Annotated in this window: 19 protein-coding genes; 13 read left to right on the plus strand and 6 right to left on the minus strand. The window is 70.1% G+C overall.

All coding sequences use genetic code 11. The features are described 5' to 3' along the window. Window positions 1-73: 73 nt before the first annotated feature. The 5 genes from P2H44_RS03775 (at window position 74) to P2H44_RS03795 (ending at window position 5,121) form a co-directional block, all read left to right on the plus strand. Window positions 74-1,480, plus strand: coding sequence for a M81 family metallopeptidase (locus tag P2H44_RS03775; protein ID WP_275762109.1), 1,407 nt, complete (start codon window positions 74-76; stop codon window positions 1,478-1,480). Between the two features lie 252 nt (window positions 1,481-1,732). After that, on the plus strand, window positions 1,733-2,365 hold the full coding sequence (locus P2H44_RS03780; RefSeq protein WP_275762110.1) for an ABC transporter ATP-binding protein: 633 nt from the start codon (window positions 1,733-1,735) through the stop codon (window positions 2,363-2,365). After that, window positions 2,365-3,696 (plus strand): ABC transporter permease, encoded by a 1,332-nt coding sequence (locus P2H44_RS03785; protein ID WP_275762111.1) that lies wholly within the window; start codon window positions 2,365-2,367, stop codon window positions 3,694-3,696. Before P2H44_RS03780 ends, P2H44_RS03785 begins: the two co-directional genes overlap by 1 nt. 25 nt (window positions 3,697-3,721) lie before the next feature. Beyond that, on the plus strand, window positions 3,722-4,378 hold the full coding sequence (locus tag P2H44_RS03790) for a DUF3299 domain-containing protein (protein ID WP_275762112.1): 657 nt from the start codon (window positions 3,722-3,724) through the stop codon (window positions 4,376-4,378). A 203-nt stretch (window positions 4,379-4,581) separates the two neighbouring features. Next, entirely contained in the window at window positions 4,582-5,121 is a 540-nt protein-coding gene (locus tag P2H44_RS03795) for a DUF3768 domain-containing protein (RefSeq protein WP_275762113.1), read from the plus strand. 35 nt (window positions 5,122-5,156) lie between these two features. Here P2H44_RS03795 and P2H44_RS03800 read toward each other — a convergent pair whose 3' ends face one another. Both P2H44_RS03800 and P2H44_RS03805 read right to left on the minus strand, forming a co-directional pair. Then, complete coding sequence (locus P2H44_RS03800; protein ID WP_275762114.1) at window positions 5,157-5,444, minus strand: type II toxin-antitoxin system RelE/ParE family toxin; 288 nt, start codon at window positions 5,442-5,444, stop codon at window positions 5,157-5,159. 4 nt (window positions 5,445-5,448) lie between these two features. Next, window positions 5,449-5,670, minus strand: coding sequence for a hypothetical protein (locus P2H44_RS03805; protein WP_275762115.1), 222 nt, complete (start codon window positions 5,668-5,670; stop codon window positions 5,449-5,451). A 14-nt stretch (window positions 5,671-5,684) separates the two neighbouring features. Here P2H44_RS03805 and P2H44_RS03810 point away from each other — a divergent pair, with 14 nt between their 5' ends. Both P2H44_RS03810 and P2H44_RS03815 read left to right on the plus strand, forming a co-directional pair. Further along, complete coding sequence (locus P2H44_RS03810; protein WP_275762116.1) at window positions 5,685-6,377, plus strand: hypothetical protein; 693 nt, start codon at window positions 5,685-5,687, stop codon at window positions 6,375-6,377. A 7-nt stretch (window positions 6,378-6,384) separates the two neighbouring features. After that, window positions 6,385-6,771, plus strand: a complete 387-nt coding sequence (locus P2H44_RS03815; protein ID WP_275762117.1) for a helix-turn-helix domain-containing protein — start codon at window positions 6,385-6,387, stop codon at window positions 6,769-6,771. Window positions 6,772-6,945: 174 nt separating this feature from the next. Here P2H44_RS03815 and P2H44_RS03820 read toward each other — a convergent pair whose 3' ends face one another. Then, window positions 6,946-8,088 (minus strand): tyrosine-type recombinase/integrase, encoded by a 1,143-nt coding sequence (locus P2H44_RS03820; protein ID WP_275762118.1) that lies wholly within the window; start codon window positions 8,086-8,088, stop codon window positions 6,946-6,948. 625 nt (window positions 8,089-8,713) lie between these two features. Here P2H44_RS03820 and P2H44_RS03825 point away from each other — a divergent pair. The 3 genes from P2H44_RS03825 to P2H44_RS03835 all read left to right on the plus strand — a co-directional run bounded on the left by P2H44_RS03825 (window position 8,714) and on the right by P2H44_RS03835 (window position 10,462). Beyond that, window positions 8,714-9,379, plus strand: a complete 666-nt coding sequence (locus P2H44_RS03825) for a TetR/AcrR family transcriptional regulator (protein ID WP_275762119.1) — start codon at window positions 8,714-8,716, stop codon at window positions 9,377-9,379. 19 nt (window positions 9,380-9,398) lie between these two features. Then, entirely contained in the window at window positions 9,399-9,899 is a 501-nt protein-coding gene (locus tag P2H44_RS03830) for an SRPBCC family protein (RefSeq protein ID WP_275762120.1), read from the plus strand. Window positions 9,900-9,997: 98 nt separating this feature from the next. Next, the gene (locus P2H44_RS03835; protein WP_275762121.1) at window positions 9,998-10,462 is read left to right on the plus strand and encodes a very short patch repair endonuclease; all 465 of its coding nucleotides are present in this window, start codon (window positions 9,998-10,000) and stop codon (window positions 10,460-10,462) included. 293 nt (window positions 10,463-10,755) lie between these two features. On the opposite strand, the gene glpK is transcribed toward P2H44_RS03835, so the two are convergent. Both glpK and P2H44_RS03845 read right to left on the minus strand, forming a co-directional pair. Continuing rightward, complete coding sequence (glpK, locus tag P2H44_RS03840; protein ID WP_275762122.1) at window positions 10,756-12,246, minus strand: glycerol kinase GlpK; 1,491 nt, start codon at window positions 12,244-12,246, stop codon at window positions 10,756-10,758. Between the two features lie 245 nt (window positions 12,247-12,491). Beyond that, a complete protein-coding gene (locus P2H44_RS03845) occupies window positions 12,492-13,700 on the minus strand; it encodes an NADH:flavin oxidoreductase/NADH oxidase family protein (protein WP_275762123.1) in 1,209 nt (402 codons plus the stop codon). Window positions 13,701-13,943: 243 nt separating this feature from the next. On the opposite strand from P2H44_RS03845, the gene speE reads away from it, so the two are divergent. The 3 genes from speE (at window position 13,944) to P2H44_RS03860 (ending at window position 16,408) form a co-directional block, all read left to right on the plus strand. Next, window positions 13,944-14,810: a polyamine aminopropyltransferase gene (gene speE, locus P2H44_RS03850; protein WP_275762124.1), complete on the plus strand. Its 867-nt coding sequence runs from the start codon at window positions 13,944-13,946 to the stop codon at window positions 14,808-14,810. 88 nt (window positions 14,811-14,898) lie between these two features. Further along, window positions 14,899-15,663, plus strand: a complete 765-nt coding sequence (locus P2H44_RS03855) for an ABC transporter permease (protein ID WP_275762125.1) — start codon at window positions 14,899-14,901, stop codon at window positions 15,661-15,663. After that, a complete protein-coding gene (locus P2H44_RS03860) occupies window positions 15,656-16,408 on the plus strand; it encodes an ATP-binding cassette domain-containing protein (protein WP_275762126.1) in 753 nt (250 codons plus the stop codon). Before P2H44_RS03855 ends, P2H44_RS03860 begins: the two co-directional genes overlap by 8 nt. A gap of 149 nt (window positions 16,409-16,557) precedes the next feature. Here the strand turns inward: P2H44_RS03860 and pdxY are convergent, their stop codons facing one another. Continuing rightward, window positions 16,558-17,397 (minus strand): pyridoxal kinase, encoded by an 840-nt coding sequence (gene pdxY / locus P2H44_RS03865; RefSeq protein ID WP_275762127.1) that lies wholly within the window; start codon window positions 17,395-17,397, stop codon window positions 16,558-16,560. Between the last annotated feature and the right edge of the window lie 261 nt (window positions 17,398-17,658).

A 17,658-nucleotide genomic window follows, 5' to 3' on the forward strand; every position in this document is an offset into this window, starting at 1 on the left:
GTCGGTCAGGTCGGTGGCGTAGCCGGGGCGGGAGGGCAAGGCGTCGATCCGGGTTGGTGAAGGTCGACGCCCCATGAATCATACGGCCAAGGCCGAGGGAATCCCGCTTCTCAAACACGCTCTCATATACGGACCAGATTCGAGCTTTGGTTTGGTGAATGCGCAATTCTGGAGTGATGCGAAAAAAGAAATGCTCGACACACTTAAAGCAGCGATGCCTTTGGATATCGTTTACCTCGCTCTACACGGTGCAGGTGTTGTGGATAGAACTCCCGATCTTGAAGGAGATCTGGCGGAGTCCGTCCGTGAACTTGTCGGAAAGGACACGATGATCGTCTGGTCCGGCGACCTGCATGGCAAGATCACGGACAAGATGAAGAACAATATGAATTTCTTCAGTGCATGCAAAAAATATCCTCATCTGGATATGAATGAAGCTGCACGCGATGCCATGTATCGTGCCGCTGCGATCCTGGCTGGAGAGTCGGATCCCACCCCGGCCTATCGCAAAGTGCCGCTGATGATGCCGCTCAGTAATACAGAAGAGGAAGGCATTTTTGGAAATCGGCTCAAGGAAAAGTGTATTGAGATCGAAAACCGTCCCGGTGTTCTCAATTGCTCTGTAATGCATGGTTTCCCATACCAGGACACCGATTTTTGCGGCGTGTACCCGATGGTCACCACCGAAAACAACGCTCAGCTGGCGCAAGAACTGGTGGACGAACTGTCACAGTGGATATGGGATCACAGGGAAGAGGCCTTTTATCCATTGAATGATTTGGACACGACGATGAACAGCGTACTGGCCATGCTCGACAGAGACGGCCGCTACGAACGCAAACAGCCGACCAAGGGCGATATCATCGATCATACCCCGATTGTGATTGGGGACGCTGCGGATAATCCCGGTGGTGGGGCAGGCGGCTCGGGGACGCACCTGCTGAGGGCCCTTTTGGAAACAGAGGGCTTGGGTAAAGTCGCCTTCATTTCCATACACGATCCGGAAACCGCGCAGGCCGCAGTCGCTGCCGGTGTCGGAGCGACAATCGATGTGAGCCTCGGTGGCAAGTTTGAGCCGATTGCGGGCGAGCCGATCAAAACCAAAGCCTATGTCAAGTCGATTTCGGATGGCTACGAGTTCGTCCGCGGGGGAACCGCTTACGGTATTCCTTACACGTTTGGCCCCTCAGTCAGGCTTATCATCTCGGATACGGTGGATGTCATCGTCATATCCGGCCTGGTCCAGGCTTATGACGACTCACAAGCGAGGCCACATGGCATCGCCATCCAGGAATATGACGTCATAGGTGTCAAAAGCGGGAATCACTTCCGAGCGTTCTATGAAAATTTCACCGACAAGGTGCTGATCGTTGATGTTCCCGGAGCCACCAGTCGCGACATTACTCTTTTCGAGCACACTCAGTTGACGGAACCCATCTACCCTCTCGACAAAGAAACAACTTTTTCTGTTGCGAATTAGCAAAAATTCTACAGGTACACGCTGCCAAAGGAAATTTTTCATTATGCTTCGAGCCGGCGTTGTTGATCAAATCAAAGCGGAGGCGGCCTACCTTAACGTGGCTCCGGCCCTTGGCTCCAGCTGCTTCATACATGTAGTTGGCTTTTGGCGCATCGGACTAAGAGGACTGTGTCAAGGCAGCCAAGTTGAGTGTATCGAATGAGGGCATTGCACGTCCAAAATCTGAGTTTTAATTGGCCAGGCTCACAAAATGTGACGCTGCGCATACTAAATCTGTCGCTTGCTCAGGGTGAGCGGATTTTCTTGTTTGGACCCAGCGGCAGCGGAAAATCTACGCTCCTCTCGGCTATTGCAGGCGTGGTGGATGTTTCACCGGGGGCAATCCTGATCGCGGACAAGGATGTAGGCGCGGTAAATGGCGGTGCGCGGGATCGGTTCCGGGTCGATCACATCGGCATGATCTTTCAGGTGTTCAATCTCGTTCCGTGGCTGAGCGCGCTCGAGAACGTGCTGCTGCCGTGCAGGTTTTCCGAGCGCCGTCGCAAGCGCGCCGGCGACGATCCCGCGACGACGGCCCGGCGGCTGCTCGGCGAGCTGGGCCTGTCCGATCCGGCTCTGGCGACGAGGCAGGCCGGCGAACTGAGCGTGGGGCAGCAGCAGCGTGTCGCCGCCGCGCGGGCGCTGATCGGCAAGCCGGACCTGATCCTGGCGGACGAGCCGACCTCGGCGCTGGATGAGGCGGCCACGGCGGCCTTCGTCGACCTGCTGGCGAGGGAATGCGCGGCCGCGGGATCCGCGCTCCTGTTCGTGAGCCACGACCGCAGCCTCGAGCGTCACTTCGACCGGAGCGTCGATTTCCAGGACCTGAACAAGGACGCCGCCTGATGCTGCGGTTCAGCCTGCGCAGCTTGTGGAACCGCCGGTTCGTCGCCGCGCTGACCGTGCTGGCCATCAGCCTCAGCGTCGCGTTGATCCTCGGTGTCGAGCGGCTCAGGGACGGCGCGCGCGACAGCTTCGCCAACTCGGCGTCGGGGATCGATCTGATCGTGGCGCCGCGCGGCAATCCGGTTCAGATCCTGATGGCCACCGTCTTCGGCGTCGGCGGCACCGGAACGGGCATGACATGGGAGAGCTTCGAGTGGCTTGAAGACAGGCCCGAGATCGCCTGGGCCGTGCCGATCCAGATCGGAGACAATCATCGCGGATTTCCCGTGGTCGGTACGGACGCGGCGTTTTTCGAGCATTTCCGCCACTCCGGAGGCCAGCCGTTGTCGCTGGCTGCGGGCGCGTTCTTTCCCCGTGGTGAGCCTGACGCCGCCGTCGTGGGGGCTGAGGTCGCTTCGCGGTTCGGGTATGTCCCAGGCTCGGTCATCGTCTCGGCCCACGGCTCCGGCGAGGCGTCCTTCGACCTTCACGACGACGCGCCCTTCACCATCTCCGGCGTGCTCGCGCCGACGGGCGCCGCCGTCGACCGGATGGTCTTCGTCACGCTCGAGGGGTTCGGTTCCCTCCACGCGCAGGCGGAGGCGCCTCCGGCCGACCCGCTCGACCCGACGGCCATGTCTTTCGACGATCATGGGAACCATGACGAAGACGGAGACAACGCCGAGCGCGACGATCAAGATGCGCACGACGCAGCGCGGGCTGTGCACGGACGCGAACCGGATCGGATCAATGCGGTCTATCTGGGGCTTTCCCACCGGGCGGCCGTTCTCGGCCTGCAGCGCGCCGTCAACGAACGAACCTCGGATCCGTTGAGCGCGGTCCTTCCCGCGGTCGCGCTGACCGAGCTGTGGGGCATCACCGGGACGGCGGAGCGCGGGATGCGGCTGATGGCATGGGCCGTGGCCGTGGCGGGCATGATCGGCATGGTGGTCATGCTCTCCGCCACCCTCGACGCCCGCCGCCGCGAATTCGCGATCCTGCGGTCCGTCGGCGCGACGCCTACCCGGATCTTCGGGCTGATCGTCACGGAAGCGGCCTTTCTCACCGCAGCCGGGCTGTCGCTGGGGTTGGCGCTGCTCACGCTGGCGACGCTCGCGGCCGATCCGATCCTGTCGGCCCGCTTCGGGGTGCGGCTGGGGGTGGACTTGCTGGGCGCGCGCGAAGCGACCACGCTCGCGATCATCTTCTGCGCTGGGCTTCTCGCCTCGCTGATCCCGGCGGTCCGGGTCTATCGGATGACGTTGGCCGACGGGCTGTCGGTTCGGCTGTGACTCACCAGCAAAAAGGGGCGTTCCGATGTTCAGAATCTTGCGGCTCCTCACGATGCTCGCCTGCCTCGCGCCGCCTACGCTCGCCCAGGCGTCCGAACCGAGGGATATCTCCTGGGACATGCTCGCGCCTCCGGCCGCCACGATCAAAAATCCGTTCGCAGCGCTCGCCGATGAGCAGCTGGACGCGCTGCGCCGGATCCTGCGGCTAGAGGCCCGCGCCGCGCGGGACGGCGACGCCGACGCGCGCGCCGGCGCCGAGGCGTTGCGCGCAGAGCTGGCCGAGGCGGGCATCGACGTCGACGGGCTGTTCGCCGCGCGCCTCGCGATCATGAAGGAGCGCGAGGAGGCGGCCACGGCGGTGAACGAGGATCTCGTCGGCGGCACGGTAAGGATTCCGGGGTATGTGCTGCCCTTGGATTTGAAGGACCGCAAAGCGGTCGAGTTCCTCCTCGTGCCGACCGTCGGCGCCTGCGTCCACACCCCGCCGCCCCCGGCAAACCAGATCGTGCATGTGGTCTATCCCGAAGGCGTCGAGGTCAACGGCCTCTTCACCCCGGTCTGGATCACCGGGGCCATGATCGCCCTGAGTTCGGTTCAGGAGGTGGGGTATGTCGACGGCCAGGCCCCGGTCTCAGTCAGCTATTCGATGCAGCCGATTTTGGTCGAGAAATACGGCGATTGATCACAAGAGTTGCTTTTCTCCATGGCCACTCTGGCATTGTGGCAACGAAGCCCGAACGTGTGTGTTGTACCACACAACCCGGCGCCGTTCGTGTAAAGTCCCGCCCCCCTCGCTGATGTGTTTGGATAGGCGCGGACGCCGCCTCTCCCCGCCGAGGGCGCGCCCGAGATCGTCTCGGACGCGGCCCAAGCGAGGAGAGCGACATGACCCACGTCACCGAGGACGCGGACCTGATCGGCGCGATCGACGCCGTGCCCACCTGCGAGCGCTGCGGCTCCGAGAAGGTCGTCCACGACGCCTGGGCGGCCTGGAATCCCGGCGCGGGGATCTGGGAGCTGCGGACCGCCTTCGACGAGGCCTTCTGCGAGGCCTGCGAGGAGAGCACGCGGTTCGTCTGGCTGAAGGAGGAGGACCTGAAGCGCCGGCGCATCGCCGCGCTCAACGACGCCCTCCGCCGCGGCGACCCGGGGGCGGAGGGCATGGTGGTGATCACCGAGGGCGTGCGCGCGCTCGGCCCCGCCTTTCTCGAGGCCGCGCGAGAGGCGATCCGGTGCTTCGACGGGTTCGGGCTGGACAACGACCCCCATGGCGAGCACGATTTCGGCGCGCTCGAGGTCTGCGGAGAGAAGCTGGTCTTCAAGATCGACGCCTACGACCGCCGCATGCGCGGCGCCTCGCCGGATCCGTCGATCGCGTCGGCCACGCGGCGCGTGCTGACGATCATGCTGGCGAGCGAGTACTGACGGCCGAGCGGCCGCCCAACACAAAGACCGCCCTCTCAACGGAGGGCGGTCTCTTCATGTCCGAGCAGGCGGTCGAGGCGGAGCTCTTCGGCGTCGGGGTCGTGGCTGTAGAGCAGCGTGCGGTCCCCCACCGGGAGACTGCGCCGGCGGCGGCCGAGTTCGGGCCGGCGTCGGCCGAGCGTCGGGTGCAGCGCGAGCGCCTCGCGGCAGACGGCGCGCAGGTGATCGAGCGCGACGGATGCGTCGGCCGGCCTATGGCGGGCGGCCTGATCGGTCATGTCGTCGAGGTCGGCGAGGAAGCTGGGGCTGAGGCAGATGCGCATAGGCTCAGAAGTCGATGGTCCGCTCCGCCCGCCCGAGGCGCGCCTCCCAGAGAGCGTCGCAGTCGTCAAGATAGCGATCCTCCGCGAGCTCGGCGTCGGCCTCGGAAAGCCGCGCGCGCAGCTCGGTCAGCGACGGCTCCATCAGGATCGACAGCGCGATCATGTCCCGGTCGGCCGGGTCTAGCCTGCGGACCCAGGCGACGGCCTGCTCGAAGAGGTTGGTCATGTCTGAATTCTACCATGGATCTGGATTTCCACAATCTTGACAGGTGCTTGGACACCTTCCCCGGTTCGGCCGTGGTATCATTCGAGCATATGGAACTGATCGATCTCACCGGTGCGGACCGGTTCGAACCGGAGCCGACCGGTTCGGGCGGGTTCGCCCCCTGGCTCACTGTCGCGGAGGCGGTGGCCCATTGCGCCGCCGAAGGCCTCCCCCGCACGCCGAAGACCGTCCGGAAATGGGCGCGGCTTTCCCACGAGACGCAGGAGAGCGCCGAGCTGGAGGTGCGGCGCGAAGACGTGGAGAACGGCGATCGCTGGCTGATCGAGCGCAGCTCGCTGGACCGCAAGATCGCCCAGGAGCTCGCCTTCGAGGCCCGGCGCGTCGACGAACCGGTGCGGACCGGTCCGGACCAGGCCGATCCGGTGCGAACCAGTTCGGACCGGGACGCGAACACCGCGCAAGCATCGGCCACGCCGGACGTCCGCGACACGATCATCGCGTCGCTGGAGGCGCACGTGGTCGATCTGAAGGAGGAGGTCGGCTTCCTTCGCGAGGAGCTGAAGGATCGCCGCAACGCCACCACCGCGCTGACAGGCGTCATCGAGACCTTCCGGCTGACCGCCGAGCGCAACGCTGCGTCAAGGGCCGCCGAGGACCACGATCGGAGAGGGGAGCGGCACGTCGACCATGAGAGCCGCTTGGTATGATATCATGATGAAAAACGAATTCCGCAGCGGCGAGATGAAGGCGATGTTCGAGCTGCTCGCCGAGAAGAACATCGTGCTGACCGGCGCCGACGCCTTCACCGAGAAGGGCTTCACCCAGGTGCCGAATGCGATCCTGCGGACGCGAGAACTCTCGATGGGCGCCAAGATGGCCTACGCCGCGATGCTTTCGTACAAGTGGAACGACGGAGAGTGCTTTCCCGGCCAGCAGCGCTTGGCCGACGACATCGGCGTTTCGCGCCAGACGGTAAACGAGTACGTCGGCGAGCTCAGCCGCAAGGGCTACATCTCGATATCCAAGCGGGGACAGGGCAGGCCGAACCGCTACGAACTGCATGTCGACCGGATCAGCGGTTCGAAGCGTCCGAAATCCTGATGTCGGGAATCCCGACAGCTGGTTGTCGGATATCCCGACATCTGGATGTCGGGATATCCGACACTAATAATACTCAGAGAAGAATATCCAGAAATTAATACAAAGAAGAAATTTCAAAAAATGAAAGACGGCTCGATCGGTCGAACTCACGACGATTTTGACGGGCCGTCTGCATCACGACGATGTCAGAAAACCGGCCCATCTATCCATGAGCTCTCGCCGCCGCTCGAGGCGGTCCGAACGCTGGTAGGCCCGCGCGACCGCGCCGTCGACCACGTGCCCGAGGCAGGCCTCCTTCACCTCGTATGGCGCGTCCGTGCATTCCTCGACCCAAGTGCGGAAGGTCGACCGGAAACCGTGCGGCCGGGCCGCGTACCCCTCTCGCTCCATGAAGCGTGCCATGGTGGCGTCGGACATCACCATGCCCCTGGGCGAGGGGAAGAGCAGGTCGCCATCGCCGACGCGGGGCGCTTCCGCGACCACGCGCAGCGCCTCCTCGCCGAGCGGGATCCGGTGTTCGTTCCCCGTCTTGGTGCGGTCAGCCGGGATGATCAGCACTTCGCCTGCGAGATCGTCGCGGCGCGCGAAGCGGATCTCGCTGGTCCGCGCCGCCGTCAGCATCAGGAACCGCAGCGCAAAGCACGACATGTAGGTCTTCCCGCACAGCATCCGGTAGAACGCCGGGGCCTCCGCATAGGGGATGGACGGCACGTGCTCTACGACATGCCGCTGCTTTCCGAGAAGGGCGCGAGCCTTCATCGGCGCCTGGAGGTCGACGTCGAGCCCCAGCGCGGCCGCGTGCTTGAGGGTCAGGTTGATCCGGTTCATCGCCTTGCGGGCGGTGTCGGGCTTGTCGTGCCAGATCGGCTCCATCATCCGCTTCAGCACGTGCTGGTCGACGTCCTCGACGGCGAGCCTGCCGATCGCTGGGATGACGTGCACGGTCATGGGGGAGAGCCAGCGTCCAGCAGAACCGTCGCCCTTGAGCTCCGCCTGCCGAGCCTCGAAGCAGCCCAGGATCGCTTCCTTGACGGTGAGCCGCTTCGCGCGCCGGCGGTGAGAGGCTCTCGCCTCGACCGGATCCTCGCCATCCCGCACCTTCCGGCGTGCGTCCTCGGCGCGGCTCCGCGCCTCCGCGATCGACACGTCGGGCCATGGGCCGAGACCCATCTCGCGCCTCCGGCCGTGGATCGTGACGCGCAGGATCCACTTGCCGGCGTCCTTGTCGCGCTTGACCAGCCACAGGCCCTGCCCGTCCGCGTGCTTGCCCGCGGCCAGGTTCTTCGCCTTCATCTGGGTCAGCGCGCTGCGCAGCACGGTTCGGTTCCCACCCATCCTCGAGGGCCGAAAAGTACCCAAGGCCCACCTTTCAGCCCCCCCTGATCGACGCGAAACTATGCGCAGCGATGGTTCAGTTCGGTCAAGAGGGGAACCGCAAACATCTGGAAAACAGAAGGACTTGGAGGTCTTGCGAACCGCTATGTTCAGCTTGTTCGATGCCGCCCCCGGGCACCACTTGCCCCCCCATAATCGAAACCGCGAGAGCTTGGGCGTTATGCCGACCCGGGCCCGATTGCGGTCTACGCCTTTTCAGCCGAGCGCTACGCCCGGCGCATCTGGCCGGCGTGATCGCGTGACGCGAATCCGGCGCCCGGCCGTCCTCGATCTTTCGGGCGAGGCGCGCCGCCTCGAGATCGCCGCCCGGGCGCCGATCCTCTCTCCCGTCTCGGATCGCCTGACTCGCCCGGTCCTCGGCCGCTCGTCGCCCGCAAGCCGCCTCTCCACGGTCCATCCCGCTCGTCGGCGAGCCTGGCGCGCTCCGGTTGACCGCGCCCACGCAGCGCGCTCCAGCCTCATCGCCGTCGCCCCTCCCCCAAACTTTCCGCTTGAAACAACAACCAACCAGTCGGTATTTTTCCTCCACCCGAAAGGACTCGCCCCGATGACCGACCGCCCCGCCTCCGCCCCAACCTCCCGCCCGCGCATCAAGCGCGGCGACGCGCGGCCGGCGCTGCTCGACGCCGCCCTCTCGGTGTTCCGCGCGCGCGGCTATGCGGGTGCCTCGGTGGACGATCTCTGCCAGGCGGCGGGCTGCACCAAGGGCGCGTTCTTCCACCACTTCCCCTCGAAGGAGGCGCTCGCCGTCGCCGCGGCCGACCACTTCGGCCGCCGGGCGGACGGGCTCTTCGCCGACGCGCCCTTCCGCGCCCTGCCCCGCGCCGCCGACCGCGTGCTGGGCTACGTCGCGCTCCGCCGCGCCATCATGCAGGGCCCGCTGGAGGCCTGGACCTGCTACGCCGGAACCCTGACGCAGGAGGTCTGGGCCTCCCACCCCGCGATCCGCGAGGCCGCCGCCGCCGAGATCCTGGGCCATGCCGCGGCCCTCGAGCCCGACTTCGCCGAGGCCCTGGCCGAGGCCGGAGAGGACCCCGCCGAGGCGCCCGGCCTCTCGCGCCACGTGCAGGCGGTGATCCAGGGCGCCTTCATCCTCGCCAAGGCCTCCGGCGACGCGTCCCTCGCGCGCGAGAGCGTCGACCACCTGCTCCGCCATCTCTCCGCGCGGCTGCGCGCCGAGATCCCGTCTCCGCCGACCCCGCCGACACCCTGATCCACCAAGGACGTCCCCGATGCCCGAGATCCTCGACGCCGAACCCGCCTCCGCCCGCGAGCTGGTGATCCGCCGCCGCCTCGCCGCCCCGCCCGCCGCCCTGTGGCGCTGCTGGACCGAGGCGCCGCTGCTCGAGCGATGGTTCTGTCCCACCCCCTGGCGCGCCACGGACGCGGTGCTGGACGTGCGCCCGGGCGGCGTCTCCTCGATGGTGATGCGCGGCCCCGACGGCGAGAGCTTCCCCAACGAGGGCGTCTATCTCGAGGTCGTCCCCCCCTCCCGCCTGGTCTTCACCGACGCCTTCCGCCCGGGCTGGGAGATCGCCGAGAACCCCTTCTTCGTGGGCCTGATCGAGTTCGAGGCCGACGGCGCCGGCGGCACGATCTACACCGCCCGCGCCCGCCACTTCTGCGACGAGGGCTGCGAGCGTCACAAGGCGATGGGCTTCCACGACGGCTGGGGCGCCGCCGCGGCCCAGCTCGAGGAGGTCGCCCGCACCCTCCCCGAGGCCGCCGCCTGACCCGGCGTCGGCGCGTGGCGTCCACCGGCGCCGCGGCCGCCCCGCCTTGACCCCCCGCTCCCGCGCCCCTTCTCTGGGCGCAGGAGCGGGGAGAGCCGATGACCGACGTGTTCGACGTCCAGACGCGTTCGCGGACCATGGCGGCGGTGAAGGGGCGCGACACCTCGCCGGAGCTTCGCCTGCGCCGCGCCATGCACGCGGCCGGGTTCCGCCATCGCCTGAACGTGCGTGCGCTGCCCGGCAGTCCGGACCTCGTCTATCCGCGCTTTCGCGCCGCGGTCTTCGTCCACGGCTGCTTCTGGCACCGCCACCCCGGCTGCGCCCGCGCCACCACGCCTGCGACACGCACCGACTATTGGCTGCCGAAATTCGCCCGCAACGTCGAGCGCGACGGCCAGGCCGTCGCGGCGCTGCGCGCCTCCGGCTGGCGGGTCGCGGTGGTCTGGGAATGCGCCCTGGGCGTGCGCCGCGCCCCCGCGACGGCGAAGACCCTCGCCGACTGGCTGCGCAGCGAAGCCCCCCTGCTGGAGCTTCCCGGCGCGCCGGAACCCGCCGGCGCGTGAACCGGTCGAACTTCGGGCATCATGCCCTTGGAAACGCTGGGAACCCCGACGAGCGAGGCACGGCGCCGCTTGGCTGCCCCAGTCGCGCCGAAACAGGGAGACAGGCCGCAAGACGGTCGGCCAATCGCCTGATCTGAAGGGGAATTCCGCCTCGCGCGCCTATGCGCTTTCCATCGGCTTCGCCTAAGAGCGCGCGCTGGCCTGCGCCAAGCGCCGTCCCTTCCCGCAGGCGGAGGGACCGCGGGCGCTTTGCCCGCGTTTCCCCGTCATCTCATGCGTTTGCGCCCCGATGCTCAGGTGCTGGTGAGGGTCCGGCGCACCGCGTCGCGCCAGCCTTCCACCTTCCGCGCCCGGTCGGCGTCCTCCATCGAGGGCTCGAACCGCCGGTCCAGCTTCCAGCTCGCCGCGAACTCCTCCATTCCCGGCCAGACGCCGGCCTTGGAGCCGGCGAGCCAGGCCGCCCCCAGCGCCGTCGTCTCCAGGATCCGCGGACGGTCCACCGGCGCCTCGATCATGTCGGCCAGGAACTGCAGCGCCCAGTCCGAGGCCGTCATGCCGCCGTCGACGCGCAGCACCGTGTCGGCCTCGCTGCCCGGCCAATCGCGCCGCATGGCCTCCAGAAGGTCGAGCGTCTGGTAGCCCACGCTCTCCAGCGCCGCCTTGGCGAGCTCGGCCGGCCCGGTCGCGCGCGTCAGCCCGTGGATCGCGCCGCGCGCGTCCGGGTCCCACCAGGGCGCGCCGAGGCCTGCGAAGGCCGGCACCAGGTAGACCTCTTGGTGCGGGTCCGCGCTCTCCGCCAGGGCCTGGGTTTCAGAGGCATGGCGGATGATCTTCAACCCGTCCCTCAGCCACTGCACCACCGCGCCCGCGATGAAGATCGAGCCCTCCAGCGCATAGGTCGCCCTGCCGTCGATCCGGTAGGCGATGGTCGACAGCAGCCGGTTCTCCGACAGCACCGGCTTCTCGCCGGTGTTGAGCAGCGCGAAGCAGCCGGTCCCGTAGGTCGACTTCAGCATCCCCGGCTTGAAGCAGGCCTGGCCGACCGTGGCCGCCTGCTGGTCGCCCGCCACCCCCAGGATCGGGATCGGCGCGCCGAACAGGTCCGCCCGCGCCATTCCGAAATCCGCATTGGAATCGCGGACTTCCGGCAGCAGGCTCTCGGGGATCCTGAGCAGGCGGAGCATCTCCTCGTCCCAGCGCTGCTCATGGATGTTGAAGAGCAGCGTGCGCGCGGCGTTGGTGGCGTCGGTCGCATGCACCTCGCCGCCGGTGAGGTTCCAGATCAGCCAGCTGTCCACCGTGCCGAAGGCGAGCTCGCCCGCCTCCGCCTTCGCCCGCGCCCCCTCGACGTTGTCGAGCAGCCAGGCGAGCTTGGTGGCCGAGAAATAGGGATCCAGCAGCAGGCCGGTGCGCTCGCGCGCCATCGCCTCGTGGCCCTGCTCCTTGAGATCGTGGCACATTTCGGCGGTGCGCCGGTCCTGCCATACGATGGCGGGGGCCACCGCGCGGCCGGTCTTGCGGTCCCACAGCACCACCGTTTCGCGCTGGTTGGTGATCCCGATCGCCGAGATCTCGCCCGCCCGCACGCCGGCGCGCTCCATCGCCTCGCGGCAGGTTGCGGCCGTGGTCGACCACAGGTCCGAGGGGTCGTGCTCGACCCAGCCCGAGCGTGGAAAATGCTGGCGGAACTCCTCCTGTCCCGTCGCCACGATCGCCCGGTCCTCGCCGAACAGGATCGCCCGCGTCGAGGTGGTTCCCTGGTCGATGGCCAGAACGTAGCCCATCCGCGCCTCCCTGCCGCTTCTTTCGTCCGAAAGACTTGCAGCCCCGGGCCCACGCGGCAACCCCGCCGCGTCATCGAAGCCCGCTGGCCGCACGCGCCCCAAGGCGCTCCCTTCGTCGCCCGCGCTCCGGGCGCCCCTGTCGTCGCCCGCCCCAGGCGCGACGCCGGCCCGCCGCGGCGGGCGCAGGGCCCGACCCGGGCGCGAGGGTCCACGCCGCGGCCTCCTCGCCGCGGCGCGTCGCCCGCTCAGCCGGCGCGCCAGTGCGCCTGGTAGGTCGCCAGCCGCTCCGCCTCCCGCGCGCGGAAGGCGGTCATCGCGGCTTCGCCCGTCATCTCATGATCCGGCTCCAGCCCGTTGGAAAGGCGCACGATCTGCTCGTACCACCAGGCCATCTGGGCGGAGCGGGGCGTGATCTCCGGGTCCGGCTGGCCCTCGGTCTCGCCCGCGATCAGGCGGCGGGGGAAGTCGGGGTCGGCGATCATCGGCCGCCCCAGCCCGATCACGTCGCAGGCCCCCTCGGCCAACGCCGCCTCCATCGCGGCGCGCGTGCGGAAGCCGCCCGTCACCATCATCGGCAGCGTCACCGAGCCGCGAAGCTCGGCCGCGTAGTCCAGGAAGAACGCCTCCCGCGCCCGCGTGCTCTCGCGCCGGTCGTCCCGCCGCCCGCCCAGGATCATCGCCGGCTGCTCGTAGTTGCCGCCCGAGATCTCCAGCAGGTCCACGCCCGCGTCCTGCAGCCGCCGCGCCACCTGCGCGCAGTCCGAGAGCGTGAAGCCCCCCTCCTGGAAATCGGCCGAATTCAACTTCACGGACAGCAGGAACGTCGGTCCGCAAGCCGTTCTGATCGCGTCCACGACCGCCAGCAGCGCCCGCGCCCGCGCAGGCTCCGAGCCGCCCCAGGCGTCCTCGCGCCGGTTGGCGAGCGGGTTTAGGAAGGCCGACAGCAGGTAGCCGTGGGCCGAGTGCACCTGCACCCCGTCGAAGCCCGCCTCCCGGCACAGCGCCGCGGTCTCGGCGAAGCCCGCGACCATCGCCTCGATCTGCGCGGGCGTCATCGCCACCGGCGCGCCGTGGTCGAAGCCGGTCCCGGCGAGCGGCACGGCGCTGGGGGCGAGCGGGGCGGGGTTCACCCCCTTCGGCGTCTGCCGCCCCGCATGGCTGATCTGGGCGATCGCCGGCCCCCCCGCCTTCGCCGCCGCCGCCAGCCGGCGCAGCCCGTCGAGGTCGGCGGCCTGGGCCACCACGTTGCCCGCCGCCTCCAGGTGGTCGTGGGTGGTCTGGATGTTGCCGGTGATCTGCAAGCCCGGCCGCCCCTTCGCCCAGCGCGCATAGAGGCGGACGAGTTCGTCGGAGACGAGGTTTCCGGGCCGGGCGATGCGCTCGGTCATCGCGGCGTTCGCCAGGCGATTGGGCAGCGCGGTTCCGCAGGGGAGCGTCAGGGGCGTTTCGATCATGGCCGCGATCCTGCGGCGCCGCGCCTGCGCCCGCAAGCCTGCCTGCCGGCCGGTCATGGCCCCGCGCCCGAACCCTGCGCCCACGCCCCGCGCCCGAGCCCCGCTTCCAGCGCGATTCCGGCGCGATCCGCCGCATCGGGCGCCGCGCCGGTTGCCTCGCCCGCGGCTCGCGTCTAGGCAGACCGGAGCCCGCCCAGAACCCGCACGCCCGTTCCCTGCACGCCCCGCCACGGAGACCCCGCCATGACCGACATCCGCGAAATCCCCGGCTGGACGGTGGAGACCCTGCACGAGGATCACGCCCAGGCCCTGCGCGAGACCGCGCTGCTCTACGACTCCGAAACCGAGCACCAGCGCCTGCGCGTCTTCCGCAACCCTACCTTCGGGCGCATCCTGACGCTCGACGGCGTGGTGCAGGTGACCGAGGGCGACGAGTTCATCTACCATGAGATGATGACCCACGTGCCCGTGCTGGCCCACGGCGCGGCGAAGCGGATCCTGATCATCGGCGGCGGCGACGGCGGCATGGCCCGCGAGGCGCTGCGCCACACGACCGTCGAGCACGTGACCATGGTCGAGATCGACGCCGGCGTGGTCGAATTCTCCAAGACCTACATGCCCGACATCTCCAGGGGCGCCTTCGACGACCCGCGCCTCGACCTGCAGATCGCCGACGGGGCCGAGTTCGTGAAGCGCGACCTGCCGGGCTACGACGTGATCATCGTCGACTCGACCGATCCCATCGGTCCGGGCGAGGTGCTGTTCACCGACACGTTCTACGGCCACGCCCACCGGCTGCTGAACCCCGGCGGCATCCTCGTCACCCAGAACGGCGTGCCCTTCCTGCAGGGCGAGGAGCTGACCAACACGCTGCGCGCCTTCAAGGCCCTGTTTTCGGACTGGACCTGCTACATGGCCACCATCCCCACCTACGCGGGCGGGCCGATGGCCTTCGGCTGGGGCTGCAAGGACGGCGACGCCCGCGCCACGCCGCTGGAGACGATCCGCGCGCGCTTCAACGAAGCGGACATAACCACGCGCTACTATACGCCCGACGTGCATGTCGCGGCCTTCGCTCTGCCGCGCTACGTGCTCGACCTGCTGCCCTGAGCCGACCGACCCTCCCGGCTCTTGCATGCGGGGTCGGGCCGGGCGAGGCTGACCGCGACGGCGCGCGAAGACCGCCGCGGGAGGACGCATGGAAGGCTCGGGCGACAGGCTCGGCGCACGCGGCCTCGTCGAGATCCTCGACGGGGCGGAGCTGGGCGCGTCCCTGGCGGGCGCCGCGCGGCTGGTCCTCTCCCTCGATCCCGAGCTCCTCGACATCGGGCAGCGCAGCCTGGGGCTGGCGCTGCTCGCCACGTTCGCGGCCTGCCTGATCGGCCTGCCGACGGGCATGGCGCTGGCCTTCGCCTCGCGCAGCGGGCGGCGCTTCTCGCTGGCGCTGCTCTCGGGGCTGGGGGCGCTGCCCTCGGCGGTGGTGGGGCTTGCCGCGGCGTTGGCGCTGGCCGCGACGCCCGCGGGCCGGGCGCTGCCGCCCGCCTGGGCCGTGGTCTTCGCCCAGGTCCTGCTGGTTCTGCCCCTGGTCGTCGCCGGGGCCTGCCGGGCGATGACGCGCGAACGCCTGCTGCACGCGCCGGCGCTGCGCGCCCTGCGGGTGGGCCGGCTCTTCGCCCTGGCGACGCTGGCGGCCGAGGCGCGCCCGGCCCTCGTCGCCGCCGCGCTCGCGGCCTTCGCGCGGGCGCTGGGGACCACGGGGGCGGCGCTGGCGGCGGGCGGCGCGATCCCGCAGGCGACGCAGGTGATCGCGCCCGCCCTCGCGCTCGGCCCCTCGGCCGCGCAGGCGGCCTCCCCCGCCGCCTTCCTGCTGGGGCTGGGGCTGGCGCTGGCGGCGGCGTCGCTCGCGCTCCACGCCCTCGGCGCGGCCCTCTCCCATCGGGCGGAGGCGCCGACCCATGCCTGACCGGCCCAACATCGTCCCCTTCCCCGGCGCCCGCCGCGTCCCCCCGCGGGCGGAGGCCGAGCCGCCCCCCGCGCTCGAAGGGGTGGTGGTGCTGCGCGCGGGCCGCCGGTTGCTCGACGGGCTGACCCTGCGCCTGCCCGGCCGCGGCGCCACCGCCCTGCTGGGCCCGCGCGGCGCGGGCAAGAGCCTGGCGCTCGAGGTGCTGGCGGGGCTGGCGGCGCCGGATCTGGGCGAGGTGCGCGCCCTGCGCCCGGCGACCGCGCTGGTCCCGCGCGGCTCGGTGGCGCTGCGCCGCTCGGTGCGCGCCAACCTGCTCCACGCCCTGCGCGGCGTGGGCGTGCCGCGCGCCGACCGCCCCGGCCGGCTGCAGGAGCTGCTGGCCCTCGCGGCCCTCGGCCCCCTCGCCGATCATCCCGCGCGCGAGCTGCCCCCCGGCGAGGCCCGCCGCCTCGCCATCGCCCGGGCGCTGGCGTCGAGCCCGCGGCTCCTCCTCCTCGACGATCCCACGCGCGACCTCGAGCCCCGCGCCGCCGCGGGGGTGGAGACGCTGGCCGCCCAGTGCCTGGCCGAGGGGATGGCGCTGGTGATCGCCACGCCCGACCCCCTCCAGGCCGCGCGGCTGAGCGAGCGCTGCATCTTCATGCACCGCGGCCGCGACCTCGAGACCGCGCCCACGCCCGAGCTGCTGGACCGCCCCCGCTCGGACCTCGTGCGCGCCTGGCTGTCGGGCAAGCTGCTGACCTGACGCCGCCGCCCGGCCGGGCCGTCGGAGGCGCCGCGTCGACCGTCGCGCCGGTCGCGACGCTCCCGCCCGCGGCGCAACCCGGCCCCGGCGCCCTGGGCGACCGTCGCCCGGCGCGGGCGGCGCGCCTCAGACCCCGCGCCGCGGCGACCTCAGTCGAGCGCCCGGCTCTCCGCCGGCCTTGCGCCGCGCCAGGCGTCCTGCGCCAGCACCACGGGCAGGTCGTCGCGCCCCAGCCGCTCGGCCGCCTGCGCCAGCGCCCAGGCGGCGCCCGCCGCCCGCGCCGCCGCCGCCTGCGGCGTCGCGCCCTTCACCAGCGCGGCCAGCGCCGCGGCGGCCACGAAATCCCCCGCGCCGCTGAGGCTGCGCTCCACCCGCGGGGTCTGGGTCAGCCAGGCGCCCCCGCCGCTCGCCGTCAGCAGCCCCACGCCGTCCGCGACCGGGACCGAGGTCACGATCACCACCTCCGGCCCCGCCGCCCGCAACGCCTGCGCCGCCGCCCGGATCTCCGCGACCGTGCCCACCGGCAGGCCCGTCAGCCAGCCCAGCTCGAAGCGGTTGGGCATGGCGACGTCGGCCAGCGGCAGCAGCCGCGCGCGATAGACCTCGCCGACCTCGGCGGGCAGGTAGAGGCCCGGCCCGTCGTCCCCCAGCACCGGGTCGCACAGGTAGAGCGCGTCGGGCCGGGCCGCCTTCGCCTGCGCGACCAGGTCGGCCACCGCCTCCGCCGCCTCCGCCCCGCCCGGATAGCCGGTCAGGATCGCGTCGCAGCCCGCGTAGACCCCGGCGGCGGCGAAGCCCCGCCCCAGGGCCGCGATCTCCTCGGCCGGCAGGCGGCGGCCCTGCACGCCCGGCGTCGCCGCATGGCCCGAGAGCACCACGGTGGGCACGACCACGGCCTCGATCCCCTCCAGCGCCAGCGCGTAGGCCGAGGCGCCGTGGCCGACATGCCCCGCCGCGACCAGGCTCTGGATCGACAGCACCCGGCTCATGCCCAGGCCCCCGTCCACACCGTCCCGGCGGCAGGACCCCCGGCCCGTCCCGTGGACGCCCGCGCGCCGCCGCGCCCCGCGCCACAGCCGCGCAGGGCGACGCGCCGATCGCCGGCCGCGCTCCGCGCCCGTGCCTCCGCCCGCGCCGCCCGCAGGGCCCGCCGCCGCGCCTTCGCCTCGCCGACAGGCCCGCCCGCGCGCGTCCCTCGCATCCGCCTCATGCCGCCTCCCGCGCCTCCGGGCGCGCTTTCCGCCGGCGGG

It is taken from the genome of Albimonas marina, from assembly GCF_029223255.1.
GTDB lineage: Bacteria > Pseudomonadota > Alphaproteobacteria > Rhodobacterales > Rhodobacteraceae > Albimonas.